The following is a 17,694-nucleotide window of genomic DNA, read 5'->3' as shown; positions in this document are numbered from 1 at the left end:
ATTAAGCACGCACTTTGATGTAGTGTCGTTCACATGAGATTAGACCAAATTGGGCTAATCTCTCATTAGTTATAGTCGTGGTCAGTATCCAAGAATAGGCTATGCGGGTTGCACCCTTACTTGTGTGGCTATTTTTGTATGCACTGTATCTATCCATGCCTAGTTTAATAAGATTTCCCCTGCGATTCTTCGGTGTTTTCCATTTCTTCCAGATACACATCCGCAGTCTAAATCTTGTATGGGCATCTATCCTCTCAAGTGCTTTCTTCATATAACCGACCCTGAAATAATTAACCCACCCTCTTATTAACTGATTGATTCGCTCCACCTGATACTTCGTATCAACACTCCAATTCTTTCTTGTTAGTTGTTTAAGTTTAAATTTAAAGGTTTCTAAAGATTTTTGGTGTGGTTTCGCTTTGTATAAGTCAGCTTGGTGATCTTTGAAGAATCCGAACCCTAAGAACTTCATATCGGGGTCATTTGGTTTCGTCACTCTCGATTTCTCCACATTTACGATTAACCCTAGTTTCTCTTCAATAAATCTCGACACAGATCTCATGACTCGTTTCGCTGACATTTCACTTTTAACCATAATAATACAGTCATCTGCGTATCTAACGAAACGCAATCCTCGACTTTCGAGTTCCCTATCCAGTTCATTAAGCATGATATTACTAAGTAACGGCGATAAGTTTCCACCTTGTGGAGTGCCGATTACTGTTTCTTTGTATTCTTCGTCCATTTGTACACCACTTACTAAGAATTTACGAATGAGTGAAATGACATCTCCATCATCTATTGTTCTCGATATAAGATTCATCAGCCTGTCATGGTGTACCGTGTCAAAGAAACGCTCTAAGTCAATATCTACAATCCACTCGTATCCATCATTCATGAGCTCTAAAGCTTTCAAGATAGCCATCTCGGCATGACGTCTTGGTCGGAAACCATAACTATATTCGCTGAATAGTTTATCGAACATTGGTGTTAGCACTTGGGCAATCGCCTGTTGAATAACTCTGTCTGGGACAGTTGGAATTCCTAAAAGTCGTGTTCCACCGTTTGGTTTTGGTATTTCGACTCTTAGTACTGGTTTTGGTTTGTATTCTCTGTTTCGAATTTGACGAATTATTTCATCCTTATTCAACGCCATATACCCGACTAACTCATCCACTGTTATGTCATCAACACCGGCAGAGCCTTTGTTTCTTTTAACCTGTTTGATTGCTTGGTCAAGGTTATCTTTATCGAGTATTTTGTCGAGGAGTTTCCTTTCGTGCATGCTTGTTATTTCCTTTCCTTCTCGTAGGTCGGTATCCACTTTTCCGCAGTTTGCCAGTGGTCTATTTCCTCCCCCAATTGAGATTTCTATAACGATAAAATTGTTCAGCCCTTCGCTCTTTCTAACTTTCATTAGACGTCTTCACTACTACGGCTTCTGCTGACTTCTCACTATCCAGTCCTGTATCACTACAAGATTTTGGTGTAGACCAGTGAGACCTCCCCAGTTAAGGTGCGAACTCTTTCCCTCCATCTATCTGCCATATATACACCGTATGATTGTTGTAGCTATTGGATTTTAACTTCTTTTGCAGTCTTGTCCTCATACGTTGCCTCCTATATGATTTCTGTTCGTCAGACCAGAGGTTTGCCTTGAGCTTCCTTCAGATTCCACGTCACCATGGACACCCTTGCTTTTAGCTATGTACTTACCGCTACATGGTCGTACTTGGGACTTTCACCCTTTAGAGTTCGCCCATGCTGGGCGAACAAAAAAGATACGACTTTCATCGTATCCTGCAAACAGCAATATTCACGAAAGGTTACTTTGGATGGCATACCAAATAATACGGGCGTTTCCCCGTCTTTTTCACGTATGCCTGCTATTCAGTTTTAAGACGAAACCACCATATAAAAAGTTGCCATTAAAACACATCTCCCTTCGTGTCAGGAATTTGCTTATCGCTAAGCTGTCTATAAAATAACCTATTTCGAAAGGGAAATCAATACATTTTGAATTTTCACAAATTTGACAACAAGAAGAACCCATTTTGAAAAAAAGACCCGAGCCATTTAATAAAGGAAGAATCTCATGAAAATTGAATGCTTAGGGTAAGTTTTTATATAATATTACTTTTTACAATTTAGATCTTGATAAAAGCTTCATCAAAATAGGTTCTTTATTTATGATGTTTTCTCAAGCCAGTTATTACTTATCGATTACAGGTAAAAGGCTCTTAAGGTTCTCCAATCCAAAACGATGAATAAATTTAAAAAACGGTTCTCTTTTCTTGCCCTGTTCAGCATAGATACTAATCATATTTTCAACAACCTCATAGAGTTGTTCAGGGGCTAGCTGCTCCATCAATAAAGTGCCCGTTTTGGCATCCTTTCCCTTTGCCTTTCCGCCAATATAGAGATCATATCCATTTCCTATCTTCATGACGCCAATATCATTCACTAGAGGTTCACCACAGCCAACGGGACAACCTGTATAAGCTGGCTTTAGTGTAAAAGGTACTGGAGTGCCAGCTATTCTTTTATTTAATTCAATGGCAACGGGCATTCCTTCTTCTTCTGCACCTTTACAAAAATTGCAGGTTCTTAAGCTTTTCACAAAATTCCCCACAGGATAACAAGATAATCCTGCTTCCATAAATTTTTCTTTAACGAGCTCGACATCCCTTTCCAGCACCTCAATGTAAAGCTGTTGGAAGGTTGTTAACTCCAGTTCATCGCCTTCAATCATGTACTCAGCAATAACAGCCAGTTGCTTTGCATTTAATTTTGCACCGAATGCGATCCCACCGTTCACAGCCAATTTAACCCTTTTTTCCTTTTGATCCACTGCTATTCACACATCCTGTCAATCTATTAATCCTTTTTAGGGATAAAACGATAGAGTAAACTGCCTAAATCGCGGTTTACTCTATCACTAACAGTTATTTTCTTATTTTAATTTTACTCGTTGTAAACGCAATGCATTTAATACTACCGATACGGAACTAAAGGCCATTGCTGCTCCTGCTACCCAAGGTGCAAGCAGCCCTATTGCAGCAATTGGAATCCCAATCGTGTTGTAGGCAAATGCCCAGAATAAGTTTTGCTTAATATTTCGCATTGTTTTGCGACTCATTAAAATTGCATCAGCAATACTATTTAAGTCCCCACGAATCAAGGTGATATCTGCCGCTTCCATGGCAACATCTGTCCCTGTACCGATGGCCATTCCAATATCAGCTGTTGCAAGTGCAGGTGCGTCATTAATACCGTCCCCAACCATTGCCACTTTTTTCCCCTGTTGCTGCAGCTTTTTCACTTCTTCTGCTTTCCCTTCTGGTAGCACTTCCGCAACGACTGCATCCACTCCTACCTCTTTCCCGATCGCTTGGGCGGCACGTTCGTTATCACCTGTCATCATAATAACCTTGATGCCCATTTCTTGTAATCGACGTACAGCTTCTCGAGATGTATCTTTAATCGTATCAGCTACAGCAACTAGTCCAGCATATTGCCCATTAATTCCAGCTAACATCGCTGTTTTCCCATTTCGCTCTAATTCTTCCATTGCAGGTAGAACGGATTGGATATCAATTCCGTATTGATGCATGAGTTTCCGTGTACCAATAACTACCCCTTGACCTGAAATGGTCGCTTGCACACCATAACCCGGAATCGCTTCGAAAAATTGGACGTCACCAAGTTCAATCCCTCTATCTTGAATCCCTTTAACGATTGCTTTTGCTAATGGGTGCTCCGATTGTTTTTCTGCTGCACCAATTAAGGATAAAAATTTCTCTTCGTCTTGACCATCTGCTACTAAAACATCTGTAAGTACAGGTTTCCCATGTGTGACAGTACCTGTTTTATCCACAATCACTGTGTCAATACTCTGTGTTTGCTCTAAATGTTCGCCGCCTTTGAATAATATCCCAAATTCTGCAGCACGACCGCTTCCTGCCATAATAGAGGTTGGTGTTGCGAGACCTAGGGCACATGGGCAAGCGATGACAAGTACAGCAATTAACACTTCAAGTGCTGGTGTAAACTCACCCGGTTGAACAAAGATAATCCACACCAAAAAGGTTAAAATCGCAATTCCCACTACAATTGGAACAAATATACCTGAAATTAAGTCAGCCAAACGTTGAATTGGAGCTTTTGAACCTTGTGCATCCTCTACTACTTTAATGATTTGGGCTAAGGCTGTATCACGTCCAACCTTCGTTGCTCTCATTTTGATAAAACCATTTTTATTAATCGTAGATCCGTATAATACGTCACCCGTTTTTTTATCAACCGGCAAACTTTCACCCGTTAACATCGATTCATCAACAGCTGTTGTGCCTTCTAATACTTCCCCATCAACAGGAACCTTTTCACCTGGCTTCACTAAAATCGTGTCACCGATTACTACTTCTTCTAACGGTACCTCTTTTTCAATACCGTCACGTAGAACAACAGCTGTTTTTGCTTGAAGCCCCATTAGTTTTTTTATCGCTTCAGATGAACGGCCTTTTGCTTTTGCTTCAAATAATTTACCTAAAAGAATCAATGTAATCAGTACCGCACTTGTTTCAAAATATAGATGCGGTCCGTGGTGTGTCCCAGCTGTTACAATCGCTTGATATACACTATAAAAGTAGGCTGCGGAAGTACCCATGACGACGAGTACATCCATGTTTGCACTGCCATTACGTAGTGCTTTATAAGCACCTACATAGAACTGTTTCCCAATAATGAATTGTACCGGTGTTGCCAAAATGAGTTGTATCCATGGATTCATTAAGAATTCTGGTACGTATAGGAATGATGTAAACGAAAAGTGCGCAACCATCGTCCACAATAATGGCAACGATAAAACCGCTGAAATAATGAATTTACGCTGTTGATCTTTAATATGCTTTTCACGGTGATCCACTTGTTCTTTTTCGTCTTGCTTTTGATGTGCACCGTAACCAAGCTTTTCTACCTTCGCAATAATGTCAGCTATTGTTACTTCCGAAGGATTAAATTCGATGGTTGCCTTTTCAAGTGTTAAATTGACGTTCGCTGCCGCAATCCCACCCATTTTGTTTAATCCCTTTTCTATACGTGTTGCACAGGCTGCACAAGTCATTCCTGTAATCTCAACTTCTGCTTTTTGCTTTACAACACCATAACCTAGTGCTTCAATTTTCTTTTCGAAATCAGCTTCACTCAGTTTTGATGGGTCATATTTAATCGATGACTTTTCAAGTGCTAAGTTGACGGATGCTTGCTCGACACCTTCCATTTTATTTAATCCTTTTTCTATACGTGTCGCACAGGCTGCACAAGTCATTCCCGTAATTCCAATACTCGCTTCTTTTACTTCCGTACTCATAATGCTTTTCACCTCTTAATACCTATATAGGGTATATTTTTTTGAAAATAAGAGAGTGCTCTGGAAGCACTCTTATTCTACGTCATATCCTTGTTCTTCAATCGTTTCTTTAATTTTTTCAAGAGTTACTTGTGATTCATTGAAGGTTACTTCTACATGTGCATCAGCTAATTTCACATTCACTTGACTAACACCTTCTAATGGACCCACACTTCCTTCAATTGCTTTCACACAATGTCCACAAGACATTCCTTGTACGTTTAATGTTACATTTTTCATGTTTTCTCTCTCCTTTAAATGATATATTTTTTCATACTATACACTGTACAGGTATATAAAAGCTAAAAAATTTATTTTTTCATTAACTTTTGAATCGTCACAATTAATTCATCTAAAACCTCTTCATCACCTTCTGAAAGACGATCAACTACACAACCTTTTAGATGACCTTCCAAAAGAATTTTGGCTACACTGTTTAAAGCAGATTGAGTTGCAGAAAGTTGTGTGATCACATCATCACAGTAAACGTCCTTGTCTATCATTCCTTTGATACCTCGAATTTGACCTTCGATACGATTTAACCGAGTTGTTAAATCTTTTTTTACACGTTCTGGATGATGACTTTTTCGACAAGATGCAACATCCTCTGAATGGCAAGTAACTTCTTTCACTGTGTGTTCCATCAACAAAACCTCCTAACCTAAGGTTATCTTACCATACCCATGGTAGGTATGTAAATGGTGAGATTTAATTTTTTTATGCTCTTTCTTACTATTTTTTCTAATTAATACTTTCTATTAATTGGTTCATCATTTCTTTATCCATAGGACCGATTATTTTCTTGCGAACAATCCCATTGGAATCAATCAGATAACTTGTTGGAATGGTGATGGCTCGATATAGGTCGCCTACATCCCCATCTTGGTCGAGTAAAACAGGAAAAGTTACATTTCTCTCTTTCACAAATCCCTTTATATTTCCCGGATTATTCTCTGATGTCGTTAAATTGACAGCAAGTATTTCCACTTTTGTTTTGTCACTTGATTCATAAAAATCCTGCATATGCGGGATTTCTGCTTTACAGGGCGGACACCAGGTTGCCCAGAAATTTAATATCACCTTTTTTCCTTTCAAATCAGACAGTCTTACTTCCGTACCGTTTAATGTCTTTAATTGAAAATCAGGTGATTTATTTCCTTCTTGAAGTCCAACTTCTACTGTATTTGTGCCGGCTGTATTTACTTTTGGTTTATCCTCATTTAAAAGGAGATTCAATAAAAAGGACCCACTCAAAACAGCAAAGACAAAAACAACTACCGACTGCAGAATCATAAGGTTTGTTATTTTTAGTTTTCTCGCTTTCAACACAAAATAAATGAACGCACCTAGTATTCCCAACATTAATCCTTTTGTTCCGCCGGTAAAATACAGTAACGACATTGGACTTTCAATAATTAATTTCGGCTCCAGCAGCAGCAAACTGCCTTTCCAAATCAGAAAGCCCCAAAAAACACTGTTTAATGCCGTATCAAATAATTGTTTTCCCGATTCCTTTTTTTGAGAACGAAGCAGCCATAATTTCAAAAAAACAAATCCGATCACAATCGCAATGCCAAAAATAACCCACTTCATCATAATAGTAAAAGAACCAATTTGAATAACCTCTATTCCCGTCTCCCCCCGTCTTTTGAAGTTGATGGAACCAGCAGTTTTTTCATTTCAAGCACTCATGCTGCTTTGACATATGATTCCTATATCCTTATCCTTGAGCAATTCCGGTTCCTACGTTTCTACTTTACTAAGCTCATAACCTTTTCCGGATCAAATCCTAATACCCATTGGCCGTTAATTTCAGTTTGCGGTACGCCCAACTGACCAGTCGTTGCAACTAAACGGTCAGCGGCAATCTGATCCATTTGTACGTTCACTTCCTTGAATAGAAGTCCTTGATCCTTTAAGAAATTCTTCATCATCACACAATATGGACAAGTATTTGTTGTGTAAACAGTAATTTGGTTCATTATAAATGCTCCTCTTCTTTAGTAAATTTAAACTCAATTAAAAACTTTAAAAATTAGGTAAATGACTCCTGCCAGGAGCCATACAATTGTTCCTGGTCATATTGGAAGCGGCTGTTTAACCTTTTTTCCAACTCCAGAAACCTTTGTCTGGCTGATTCCTCAAGAACCAGCCGTAGAACACTCTTTGATTTTTCTTTCCTGATCGGACATCATATAACCTCCTAATTAATGATTTTCCATTACCCATCGGGGTATTAATATATTTAAAAATAAAAGAGGCGAAACCCCTTCTATCTAACATTAGCATACCTTCATGTTATACCTATAAGGGTATACAGTCAACAAAATTGTATTGCTAGTATTTCTTAAACTCAAGACCTTTAACTTTAATCTCTGTCATGTGGCTGTTAACGGATTCTGTTGTTTAATCTCCTTTATAGATAAATGTAGACTATAATTCCCATATTCGAGAAGCTCATTAAGAAAAAGATTTAACTGATCTTGTGATTTAACTTTTATTTTTATATGATAGCAGCCTTCTCCCGATACCCGGTGAACTTCTAGTACCTCATTTCGATCCTGAACAAAACGTATAAACGAATCATGGTCTGCTGTTTTCATATAAATAATAACAAACGCAGTAAAAATCAAACCTACTTTCATTTCATCTACTAGTAGAGTGTAGGCTTTAATTACCCCACTATCCTCTAGTTTTTTAATACGGTTCCCTACAGCCTGCCCTGTCATATGAATTTGTTGACCTAGATCTTTCCATTGAATACGTGAATTTTCGGATAATAACCGAAGGATCTGAAAATCAATGTTATCAAGTTCCATCTTAAATTCCTTTCACCATGAAATAAATTAATACAAAAGGGTTTCATCAAAGTATCGATAGAAATAGCCATGTTATTTATCATTATATTGTAACAAAATTTTATGAATGAGGTGGATAAAATGAGTTCAGCTTTAATCATTGTCGATATTCAAAACGATTATTTTCCAAACGGAAAGATGGAGTTAAGCAACACTGATCAAGCAGCTGCTAATGCTGCTAGAGTTCTTGATTGGTTTAGACAAAATAACAAAGAAAATATTTTTCATGTTCAGCATATCGCAAGTAGCCCGGAGTTAGGCTTCTTCCTTCCAAATACAAAGGGGGCTGAACTACATGAAACGGTTCAGCCATTAGAACATGAAAACGTGATCGTAAAAAATTTCCCTAACAGCTTTTTAAAGACTGATTTAGAAAGCAAATTAAGAGAAAAAGGTGTAACCAAGGTTATCGTTGTAGGGATGATGACACATATGTGTATTGATGCAACCGTTAGAGCTGCAGTCGATTTAGGCTTTGAAACAACACTTATTGAAGATGCATGTGCGACAAGGGACTTAACTTACCAAGATAAGGTTGTACCAGCAGAACAGGTTCATTATGCGTTTGTCGGCGCACTTAATGGCATGTATGCCAATGTAATTTCAACTGAGGATTTTCTGCAACAAAACTAACACATTCTTGAAGCACATATACAAATAGAAAAGCTAGACATGACCTATATTGATTAAAGGTCTATCTGTCTAGCTATTTTATTTTCAACTATTATATAATTCCGGTCTACTTGTAATCATTTATTGGTCCTTTATCCATTATAACTTCTACCATATTTGAACGCCCCATCTTAAGTATTGGTCTACGCTCTGAGTTCGGTGTACTGTAAAGCTCCAATGGGCTTATCATCACTCCATCTTGTGTATTATGAAGGATTCCAGGTACGCAGGAATAAATTCTATCATTATTATTTGCATTCTTGGCGAATATTGTAACGGAGGTACCATTATGATTATCAATACTCATGGACACTTTGTATCTGTAGAATGAGCCAGTTCCATTTGACTGCGCAGAATAAACAACAGGAACAACCGCTAGAATATCATTATTTAATCTTAATTTTATTACTTCTGTCTTTGTTGATTGATTGTTTCTTCTAACATCCCCCATATGTTCCACTGCTCCATTGCCAAAACTCCTGAGGGGAGGAGTTCCTTGCGCTCCAAACATTGCTACATCAATCTGCTCACCATTCCTTGTATAGACTAAAGCATAAATATCATAATCTGTCCCAGACTTCCAAGATACCGTAGCAGTAATTTCTGGTGTTTTCTCAATGATCACTGGCTTTTGACCTTTGTCGAGGCTTATGTTCCCCTTTACCTTTTCAAGGCTTACCGGTGACAACATGTTTTCTTTATTTTCAGAAACAGGTATAGTCTTATTAGGTTCTTTTTTGGTCTGTTTTGGAATTATTTTAGGCTCAGATGGCTTGTTTGGCTCATCAGATTCCACCTCAACACCATAATTTTCACATAATCCTTCAAGCCCAGAATAAAATCCGCGCCAAATTGATTTTGCCTTTGTCTGTCCATTCCTTAGATATAATTCTAATACAACAATTCCATTTTCATTTGTGAAGCTAGATGGGGTTAACTGAATAAAATTATGATCAGTCCATATCTCAGCCTTTAAATTCTTTACATTTGAAAATCCCGTACTATTATCCTCTGTAAGAGTTACAGCTATTTTCGTAATACCTTCAGGGGCTTTACTCATGTCAAAATTAATTTTATGTACGATTGTATTACCAACTCTCTCAGACGGTATAAGAGTAGCTACACCAGAAGAGCTCTTCGGCTGATTATAAAAAATAATTCCACTATCTCCTTGTACTTTATCCGAATCAGTTAAAAGAAAAGCTGTTAAGGAAATATCTATCACATTAGACATTTCATAGCTAACAGTAATAGTACCTTTTGGCGAACTTAAAGCTGTATTTGCTCCCATCTGTAGCAGCTGATTCATTTAAACCACTCCTTCCTTACCTATACATTGATTATCTAACTCAAATTATAAACCAACCTTATATTCACCGTGTTTAATAATAAACAAATATTATTCTACAATCTTGAAATCTGCAGCAATCTACCAATTGGCTAATAGTAATAAAAGGATTATAATATTAGTGGGTAATCTTTTTTGCTCACTAATATTTATATTATATTATTCTCATAAAGGAGTCTTATATATGTCTGAAGAAAAATTGTCAGAATTAATTAGTCCTGAAGCTGTGATTAATTTTGAATCTGGTGCGATTAAAGCAAGCACTTTGGATTCAATCATCAATCTCTTGCCATTTGAAATGGGCTTTTGCGATGCCGACGATATTTTCCGCTGGTATTCAAATAATCCAGACCGCGTGCATGGTCGCCGTAAAGAAGCGATTGGCCGCCCTGTGCTTGAGCTTCACCCAAAAATGGCTCACCACGTTGAAAAATTGTTGAATGATTTCCGTTCAGGAGCACGCGACGAATGGGAATTTTGGTTCCCAAAACGCTCTGGTGAAGAAGCCGGTCAAATTTACCAAAAATTCATGGCAGTACGTGATGAAAATGGAAAATACCTTGGCTGTATGGATGTAACCGTTAATATCGACCTTTTCAAAGGAAAAGAAGGTAAACATACCCCTGAAACGATTGAAGAATTTAAAGCTATTAAGCCTGTAATATAAAAATACTGTTCTCGTTTTAGAAGCTGCTGAAAAGCCCATTGAATTCCCAAATTCAATGGGTTTTTCTTTATAAAAAAGCGATGCTTCGTTAATGAAGTATCGCTTCCATTCCTTGAAGAATAACATTCTGTTTGTTAGTAGAGCAAAAGTCTTTTGCTAATACCTCGGTTACTCTCCAGGGACATTCACTTGGAAAGTAACGCCGAATTTGTCCTTTACTTGCCCATACAAAGGACTCCAATCCGTCTTCTGAAGAGGCATAATGACTTGTCCGCCGTCTGCCAAAGCATCGAAGATTTCTCTAGCTCTAGCCTCTTCTTTCGGGTGGATGGCCATCTGAATTGCATTGCCTGGCTGATAAGGCATGCCTTCGTATGTATCGCTGAACATGAGATCTGCTTCTCCAACTTTCAAGTGTGCATGCATAACGCGGCTCTTCATGTCATCTGTCAACGGATAATTCGGGTCCGCCGGCATATCTCCGAACGTCATGATACCCATCACTTTCCCACCAAGCGCCTTCTCGTAAAAATAGACCGCTTCTCTCGCGTTCCCTTCAAAAACAAAATACGGGTTCAAACTAATTGACATCATTCAACAGCTCCTTAATTCTAATTTGTTTACAATTCTTAGTAATTTCAAAGTAGCAGTAACTACCTACTATTATTACTATAAACATACTTTATAATACAGAACGTGCGTTCGTCAATAAAAATATAATTGATTATTAACAATTTTACGTCACACTTATATTCACTTTTTCAAATTCTATGTAGAATCATGCCCAATTACGGAAGACGAAAAATGCATATTATCATTACCTACATGTAAAGATTTTGTAAATAATCAGTTTTATATTGAAAAAATTAGAATATATTATATGATCTCAATATCGATAAAATAAACTGCAAAAGATATAAGTATTACATTGCTTGATGTGGCAATAAAAAATCATACGAGCTATTTAAAGAAATTAAAGACTAAAATAAAAGGTGAAATCAAGTGAAACAGAATCAAAAAAAAAATATTTTTAAGTCTCTTTTAGAGATCCTACTCGTTTCGACTAGGCTTGGGCTCACATCATTTGGGGGACCCGTTGCCCATCTAGGTTACTTCCATAATGAATATATTCATAGAAGAAAGTGGATGGATGAGAAAAGTTACGCTGATTTAGTTGCTTTATGTCAGTTCCTGCCAGGTCCAGCAAGTAGTCAAGTAGGAATTGGAATTGGGGTGATGCGAGCAGGAGTGCTAGGCGGAATTGTATCATTTATTGGTTTTACCCTGCCTTCTGTGATTGCTCTAATTATATTTGCCTTAGTTCTGCAGGGACTTAAAATTGGTGACGCAGGTTGGATTCACGGATTAAAGATAGTAGCCGTAGCCGTTGTCGCACATGCCACTTTAGGGATGGCACAAAAACTTACGCCTGATTTAAAACGAAAAGCACTCGCCTTGTTTGCATTGGTCGTTACTCTTTTGTGGCAAACCGCATTTACCCAGGTCAGTGTCATCGTTATTTCTGCAATTATTGGATTAATGCTTTATAAACAACACTCTGAAAGTGATGACTCAAGAGTATATTTTCCAATATCTCGTGGTTTTGCCGTTAGCTGCTTATCCTTGTTTTTTGGTTTACTTATTCTTTTACCTATATTGAGAGAAATAACCTCTTTAAGTTGGATTGCTATGTTTGATAGCTTTTATCGTTCAGGTTCTTTAGTTTTTGGTGGTGGCCATGTCGTTTTACCTTTACTTGAACGTGAATTTGTACCAACAGGCTGGTTAAGCGAAGAAGCATTTTTAGCTGGTTACGGTGCTGCACAAGCTGTACCGGGCCCACTATTTACATTTGCAGCCTATCTAGGTGCAGTTATGAATGGTTGGCAAGGAGGAATACTCGCAACCATTGCTATTTTCTTGCCTGCTTTCCTGCTTATCTTAGGAACATTGCCTTTTTGGGATGATTTACGTCACAACCCCAAAATTAAAGGCGCATTAATGGGAGTCAATGCGGCCGTTGTTGGGATTTTAATTTCTGCATTTTATCACCCTATCTGGGCAAGTTCCATATTAGCTCCAATTGATTTTGCCTTTGCAGCGATTTTATTTAGTATGTTAGTGTATTGGAAGCTGCCTCCTTGGATGATTGTGGTGACTGGGGCAATTGGCGGCTCACTCATGACATTACTTTAAACGTACATACCCATAAACTAAAAAAGGCTAACGAACAGTTAGTCTTTTCTTTTTATCATATAAGCAATTTATAAAGAGGAGTCCTCAATAATCTGGCCATTAAATGAAAATAATCACTGATCCTTCGATTATTGTAAATGCTTGGGCGGAGCGTTTTGATGTGTTATATTCTGTACTTCCGCGAATATATCTTCTTTGCTTTCGGCCATATGCTGCTTATTTATCAAATTTAAAATGTCGTTTATATGAGTAAGTTGCGATTGACTAGGTATCAAATTAATTATTGCTTGTTTAAAATCTTCAAAATCCTTTTTCGTAACAGGTTGAGCATCCTGTTTCAACTCAAAGCCCAGTTGGCCGTTTGGCTCTAATGTGGCCCATTTTACATCACTTATTTTAGATACACTATTTTGTCTTAGCTTCATTTCAAGTTGATCTACCGATAATCTAAGTTTCTTCAAATTTTTCTCATTCAAAGCTCCGTTATCGATTACCACCTTTGCTTTACCTGTTATCATCTTTTCAAAAGTATCAGATTTTAATTGGATAAATTCCATTACTAATAGTGTTCCAACAAGAACACCACCAATCAAAAAGGTTGTCCAAATACTTTTTCCTGCAACTGGTTGAATAAGCAGAGTCCCAATTGCAATCATTATCACTGTTTCAGCCAATGTCATCTGAGAAATTGTTTTCCTGCCAGCAATTCTCAAAAGTACTGTTCCTGCAAAAACAATCAATATGGCTTTCCATATATAATTCCATTCCATATAATAATGACCACCATTCATTTGAAAAGAATTAGTGATATCCTTCCCAAGTCAGCCTATATTATCCTTTATCCTTATACCGGAAAGCGCCCATTCGTGAAATTATTAAGCTCATTAATTTGTTTGATTTTCAATTTTACAGACATATTTATAATAAAATAAAACAGCGAGTAACAAAAACGGATTAACTAATAATGAATACCCTATACGCCACCAGCCATGACGAAAATAACCCCAAGGCTCAGGTAATAGTGTGATGAGTTCATACAATGTAATAGCTATTACCCAACACGGTATATAAAGTATTTGTTTGTAGAAGAATTGCTTAAATGGATACCAATTTAAAAAAATGATATTAACAGGCGGAATTAATATAGTGAAAGCAGGAAGCACCCACCAATTAATTTCTTTAGTAAAGTACCAATAACCATGATATTTAAAGTCTAAATAAGTCTCAGTCACCGCCTGGAAAGCGATTGTAAACGTCCATATATGCAGCAATTGATTTTTATTTAGTCGTTTATTGATTGTAAAAGCTAACAAATTAAAAAGTATAATTGCAATAATAAGTCCAAGCATCGCAAAAAGCATCCTTTTTACAATAGCTTTTTCAACCACATCTCTAATTATTCAGTCTTACTTTTAACATTCCTTCTTAAGTAAACTAACCCAGCTCATTTCGTTCAAGTATTTAAGTGATAGATTAGTTGAACAACGCCGGAAGAGAAAGTTCTTGTATGAATCAGCTTCAAATTCAGCCTCTGTTTAATATCAGTAAACAACGGTCTTCCTTCTCCCAAAATAACAGGATGCACAGATAATCTAAATTCATCAACAAGCCCTAAATCAATAAACGTTGTAATCAGACTTGCTCCACCGTATAACCAGATGTCTTTGCCAGCCTTATTCTTTAATTTATTTACTTCTTCAGGAATATTTTTATTTATAAATGTTGCGCTATTATCCGTTCCTATTTGCGTTCTGGAAAATACATATTTCTCTTTACTATGAACTAATTCCCACATATCCTTTTCAGAATCTGTCATCTCCGTTTCTGGAGTATATTGCCCCCATAAATCGTAGCTTTTTCTTCCATACAGAATCGTATCAATTTGATTGAGAAAATCATTAAAACCCATCTCATCGTCCATTATGCACCAATCAATTTCTCCATTTTCCCCTTCAATAAAGCCATCTAAAGTTACTGCTAAATCTAAAATGATTCTTCTTGGTCTTAAGCTATTGGACATAAATTTTTCCTCCCTTAGTTGTTCTGAAATCTATCATAGCAAAAATCAGCTTTAATTTAGGCTGTTTTCGCAAACATTGTTGCTTTTAACACGAATTTGTAGAAGTTGATTTCCGCTACAGATCGCTCGCTTTCCGCGGGGTGGGCGCTGAGCCTCCTCGACGCTATAGCGTCTGCGGGGTCTCAGCTGTCCCACACTTCCCGCAGGAGTCTCGCGTCTTCCGCTACAATCAACTAGACATATTTGTCTTCGATTTTCACTCACAACATTTATTCAAAAAACAACATACTTTTAGAAAAGAGTCTTAATTTAAAGCAATCTTAACTTTATCTAATTCAACAGGAATATTCGCACTTAGAGACCCCATATTAACCCTAATTACATAATTGTTTAGGTCAAAATCATTAAGTTTACGAATATCAAATGTACTTCTAAATCGTAATTCATCCTTATGAATTGTTTTGACTGTGTGTTGGATGGGTTCTATATATATTTCCTTTTCGGTTTCCTTAACTAAAATGACATAATTTCGAGCAAAATCCTTAAAGAAACCAAAGTTCCAGTCCATTTCATCCCCGTTATTAACTTGAAAGTCAAAGCCAACACGATTATCATCAACCGTTATCCCTTCAATGGTAACAGCCAGATTCTGTCTATCTGCCTTGATTTCAACAGGTGTTGACGCATTCAGCGAAACAAATTGATCTTGTTCATTTATTGCTACTTTCGGATGCACCTCTACATACTTTGTTTCCCCTTTTACCGACTGTGGAATGATACTTCTTCCTTTAACAATGATATGGTCATTATCTTTAATCGTTTCCAGGTCAATCCCATCCATTGAGATGTTTATTTCATCCCCTTTGTCATCATAGACTTCTAACCTCACTTGATCATGCTTTCCCTGAATAGGAAAAGTAGCAGTGTAGTTAATGGCAGTCGATGCTTGGCCAAAAATAATCGAATCAAAATGAACTTTAACATCTGAAAATTCTTCACTACTCTCTTGATCAATAGTAACCGTATCATATGGCAGCTGATTAATTGGAACATCAAACCTCCAGCTTCCATCTTTTCCCCCGATTGTTTTGAATTCAAGTGGGAAGGTAGTCTCTGATGGTAATTCTGATTCTGGGTAACTTAATTGGATATGTCCAATATACCCATCATCTGTCGCTTCCATATGAACAAGTTCTTTACTATCTGAAATTCCCCCATCCCCGTCAAAAATCTCATAAAATCCAACCACCTGCCCACTTTCCTCCTTTTTCATTTTTCCTTTCACATTAAAAGTTACTCCAACAACTGCACCGTCATAATAGGCGTTGGTAATTGAGACATCTATCCCTTTACTGCTAGCTGTTTTATTTAGTTCAGTTATTAATTCTTGTGATTGTAAGCTTCTTCCAATGGCATCGTTAAAAGATTCATATACCTTTCCAAGTAAAGGAACATCAGCCATTACATGAGACATGGAAGGAGAAATGAAACTGGAAGAAACGAAAATAGCAGCAGCGGCAACTGTCGACCACACAACTGTTTTGGTATTCTTTTTTGTTTTAGGTGCATCAAAACTAGCCTGATTCATTCCATTCTGAATGGCTTTCAAAACATCCGCTTTTGGTACTTCAATTTTCTCATATACTTCTTGAAATGAGTGTTTTTCCATTATGATTCATTCCTCCTAACAGCTTTTTTAGCCTTTCTTTCCCTCTACTCAAATATGTTTTTACTGTATTTTCAGGGATGTTCATGATTTTAGCCACTTCACTTATTGGGAGATCCTGAAAGTAAAAAAGAATAATTGCATTTTTATATTTTTCATTTAACTGATTGACTGCCTCCAATAAGTCCAGACTCTCTACGCCTGTTACGCCTTTATCAAACTCTCGCTCGATCATATTGTCTATTGGAATCTCTTTCTTCTTCTTTTTTAAAACATCATAGGCACAATTTATAAGAATTCTTGTCAGCCAAGTTAAAAAGAAATCCTCATTTTTCAGTTGGTTGATCGACAAAAAAGCTTTATAAGATGTCTCTTGAACAACATCCAGAGCATCTTCACGATTTCTAACATATAAGTAAGCAGTTCGGTACAATTGATCACTATGTAAAATAAGAAGTTCTTGAAGACATTTTTTATTCCCCTTTATTGCCTTCTTAATAAGCTTAAGTTCATTCATTATTTGCCCCCCTTTTCGCCTATTAGAGTGAAATTGATATGAATAAGTTTCAACTTTATTAATCTACTTAAAAATTTTTCCCTAGGAAAAATGAAGTAGCTCTGTTTTCCATAAAAAAAAGCGCCTTTTATTGACGCCTTACCTAGTTTTATTATTAGTATAATCCATTTAATTCAAGCACATTTCAGCAAAGCTTTTCTATAATTTTAGGCTCTTTTTATAAGGCTGTTTTCGCAAACATTGTTGCTTTTAACACGAATTCGTAGAGGTTGATTTCCGCTCCAGGATGCTCGCTTTCCGCGGGGTGGGCGCTGAGCCTCCTCGGAGCAATCGCTCCTGCGGG

The 17,694-nt window shown here is 37.2% G+C and carries 18 protein-coding genes; 3 read left to right on the top strand and 15 right to left on the bottom strand.

The genetic code is table 11. The features are described 5' to 3' along the window. Position 1 precedes the first annotated feature (1 nt). The 8 genes from ltrA to ACFYKT_RS06630 all read right to left on the bottom strand — a co-directional run bounded on the left by ltrA (position 2) and on the right by ACFYKT_RS06630 (position 8,226). Complete coding sequence (gene ltrA, locus ACFYKT_RS06665; protein WP_389217263.1) at positions 2 to 1,417, bottom strand: group II intron reverse transcriptase/maturase; 1,416 nt, start codon at positions 1,415 to 1,417, stop codon at positions 2 to 4. Positions 1,418 to 2,212: 795 nt separating this feature from the next. Further along, positions 2,213 to 2,851 carry a nitrite reductase gene (locus tag ACFYKT_RS06660; RefSeq protein WP_389217260.1) on the bottom strand — a complete coding sequence of 213 codons (639 nt, stop codon included), beginning with the start codon at positions 2,849 to 2,851 and terminating at the stop codon, positions 2,213 to 2,215. 102 nt (positions 2,852 to 2,953) lie between these two features. Continuing rightward, complete coding sequence (locus ACFYKT_RS06655) at positions 2,954 to 5,368, bottom strand: heavy metal translocating P-type ATPase (RefSeq protein ID WP_389217257.1); 2,415 nt, start codon at positions 5,366 to 5,368, stop codon at positions 2,954 to 2,956. A 72-nt stretch (positions 5,369 to 5,440) separates the two neighbouring features. Then, the gene (copZ, locus tag ACFYKT_RS06650) at positions 5,441 to 5,647 is read right to left on the bottom strand and encodes a copper chaperone CopZ (RefSeq protein WP_389217254.1); all 207 of its coding nucleotides are present in this window, start codon (positions 5,645 to 5,647) and stop codon (positions 5,441 to 5,443) included. 71 nt (positions 5,648 to 5,718) lie between these two features. Continuing rightward, the gene (locus ACFYKT_RS06645; protein ID WP_389217251.1) at positions 5,719 to 6,051 is read right to left on the bottom strand and encodes a metal-sensitive transcriptional regulator; all 333 of its coding nucleotides are present in this window, start codon (positions 6,049 to 6,051) and stop codon (positions 5,719 to 5,721) included. Between the two features lie 97 nt (positions 6,052 to 6,148). Next, positions 6,149 to 7,003 carry a redoxin domain-containing protein gene (locus tag ACFYKT_RS06640; RefSeq protein ID WP_389217248.1) on the bottom strand — a complete coding sequence of 285 codons (855 nt, stop codon included), beginning with the start codon at positions 7,001 to 7,003 and terminating at the stop codon, positions 6,149 to 6,151. Between the two features lie 155 nt (positions 7,004 to 7,158). After that, positions 7,159 to 7,389, bottom strand: a complete 231-nt coding sequence (locus tag ACFYKT_RS06635; protein ID WP_389217245.1) for a glutaredoxin family protein — start codon at positions 7,387 to 7,389, stop codon at positions 7,159 to 7,161. A 396-nt stretch (positions 7,390 to 7,785) separates the two neighbouring features. Further along, positions 7,786 to 8,226: an Lrp/AsnC family transcriptional regulator gene (locus tag ACFYKT_RS06630; protein ID WP_389217242.1), complete on the bottom strand. Its 441-nt coding sequence runs from the start codon at positions 8,224 to 8,226 to the stop codon at positions 7,786 to 7,788. Positions 8,227 to 8,346: 120 nt separating this feature from the next. Between ACFYKT_RS06630 and ACFYKT_RS06625 the strand changes: the two genes are divergently transcribed. Next, positions 8,347 to 8,898, top strand: a complete 552-nt coding sequence (locus ACFYKT_RS06625; protein WP_389217239.1) for a cysteine hydrolase family protein — start codon at positions 8,347 to 8,349, stop codon at positions 8,896 to 8,898. A gap of 106 nt (positions 8,899 to 9,004) precedes the next feature. Here the strand turns inward: ACFYKT_RS06625 and ACFYKT_RS06620 are convergent, their stop codons facing one another. Further along, positions 9,005 to 10,246, bottom strand: coding sequence for a TerD family protein (locus ACFYKT_RS06620; RefSeq protein ID WP_389217236.1), 1,242 nt, complete (start codon positions 10,244 to 10,246; stop codon positions 9,005 to 9,007). Positions 10,247 to 10,469: 223 nt separating this feature from the next. Here ACFYKT_RS06620 and ACFYKT_RS06615 point away from each other — a divergent pair, with 223 nt between their 5' ends. Next, a complete protein-coding gene (locus tag ACFYKT_RS06615; protein ID WP_389217232.1) occupies positions 10,470 to 10,952 on the top strand; it encodes a PAS domain-containing protein in 483 nt (160 codons plus the stop codon). A gap of 168 nt (positions 10,953 to 11,120) precedes the next feature. On the opposite strand, the gene ACFYKT_RS06610 is transcribed toward ACFYKT_RS06615, so the two are convergent. Further along, on the bottom strand, positions 11,121 to 11,543 hold the full coding sequence (locus ACFYKT_RS06610; RefSeq protein WP_389218284.1) for a VOC family protein: 423 nt from the start codon (positions 11,541 to 11,543) through the stop codon (positions 11,121 to 11,123). A gap of 411 nt (positions 11,544 to 11,954) precedes the next feature. Here ACFYKT_RS06610 and ACFYKT_RS06605 point away from each other — a divergent pair, with 411 nt between their 5' ends. After that, positions 11,955 to 13,148 carry a chromate transporter gene (locus ACFYKT_RS06605; protein ID WP_389217229.1) on the top strand — a complete coding sequence of 398 codons (1,194 nt, stop codon included), beginning with the start codon at positions 11,955 to 11,957 and terminating at the stop codon, positions 13,146 to 13,148. A 128-nt stretch (positions 13,149 to 13,276) separates the two neighbouring features. On the opposite strand, the gene ACFYKT_RS06600 is transcribed toward ACFYKT_RS06605, so the two are convergent. From ACFYKT_RS06600 to ACFYKT_RS06580, 5 genes are all read right to left on the bottom strand, one after another. Next, positions 13,277 to 13,918, bottom strand: a complete 642-nt coding sequence (locus ACFYKT_RS06600) for a DUF421 domain-containing protein (RefSeq protein ID WP_389217226.1) — start codon at positions 13,916 to 13,918, stop codon at positions 13,277 to 13,279. Positions 13,919 to 14,032: 114 nt separating this feature from the next. After that, positions 14,033 to 14,497: a hypothetical protein gene (locus ACFYKT_RS06595; RefSeq protein ID WP_389217223.1), complete on the bottom strand. Its 465-nt coding sequence runs from the start codon at positions 14,495 to 14,497 to the stop codon at positions 14,033 to 14,035. A 104-nt stretch (positions 14,498 to 14,601) separates the two neighbouring features. Beyond that, the gene (locus ACFYKT_RS06590) at positions 14,602 to 15,168 is read right to left on the bottom strand and encodes a dihydrofolate reductase family protein (RefSeq protein ID WP_389217220.1); all 567 of its coding nucleotides are present in this window, start codon (positions 15,166 to 15,168) and stop codon (positions 14,602 to 14,604) included. A 304-nt stretch (positions 15,169 to 15,472) separates the two neighbouring features. Next, positions 15,473 to 16,837, bottom strand: coding sequence for a DUF4179 domain-containing protein (locus ACFYKT_RS06585; RefSeq protein ID WP_389217217.1), 1,365 nt, complete (start codon positions 16,835 to 16,837; stop codon positions 15,473 to 15,475). Next, the gene (locus ACFYKT_RS06580) at positions 16,806 to 17,351 is read right to left on the bottom strand and encodes a sigma-70 family RNA polymerase sigma factor (protein ID WP_389217214.1); all 546 of its coding nucleotides are present in this window, start codon (positions 17,349 to 17,351) and stop codon (positions 16,806 to 16,808) included. The genes ACFYKT_RS06585 and ACFYKT_RS06580 overlap by 32 nt, the downstream gene beginning before the upstream one ends. Between the last annotated feature and the right edge of the window lie 343 nt (positions 17,352 to 17,694).

This window comes from Cytobacillus mangrovibacter (assembly GCF_042865275.1).
Classification (GTDB): domain Bacteria; phylum Bacillota; class Bacilli; order Bacillales; family Cytobacillaceae; genus Cytobacillus; species Cytobacillus mangrovibacter.
This window is presented reverse-complemented; position numbering and strand designations above follow the sequence as displayed.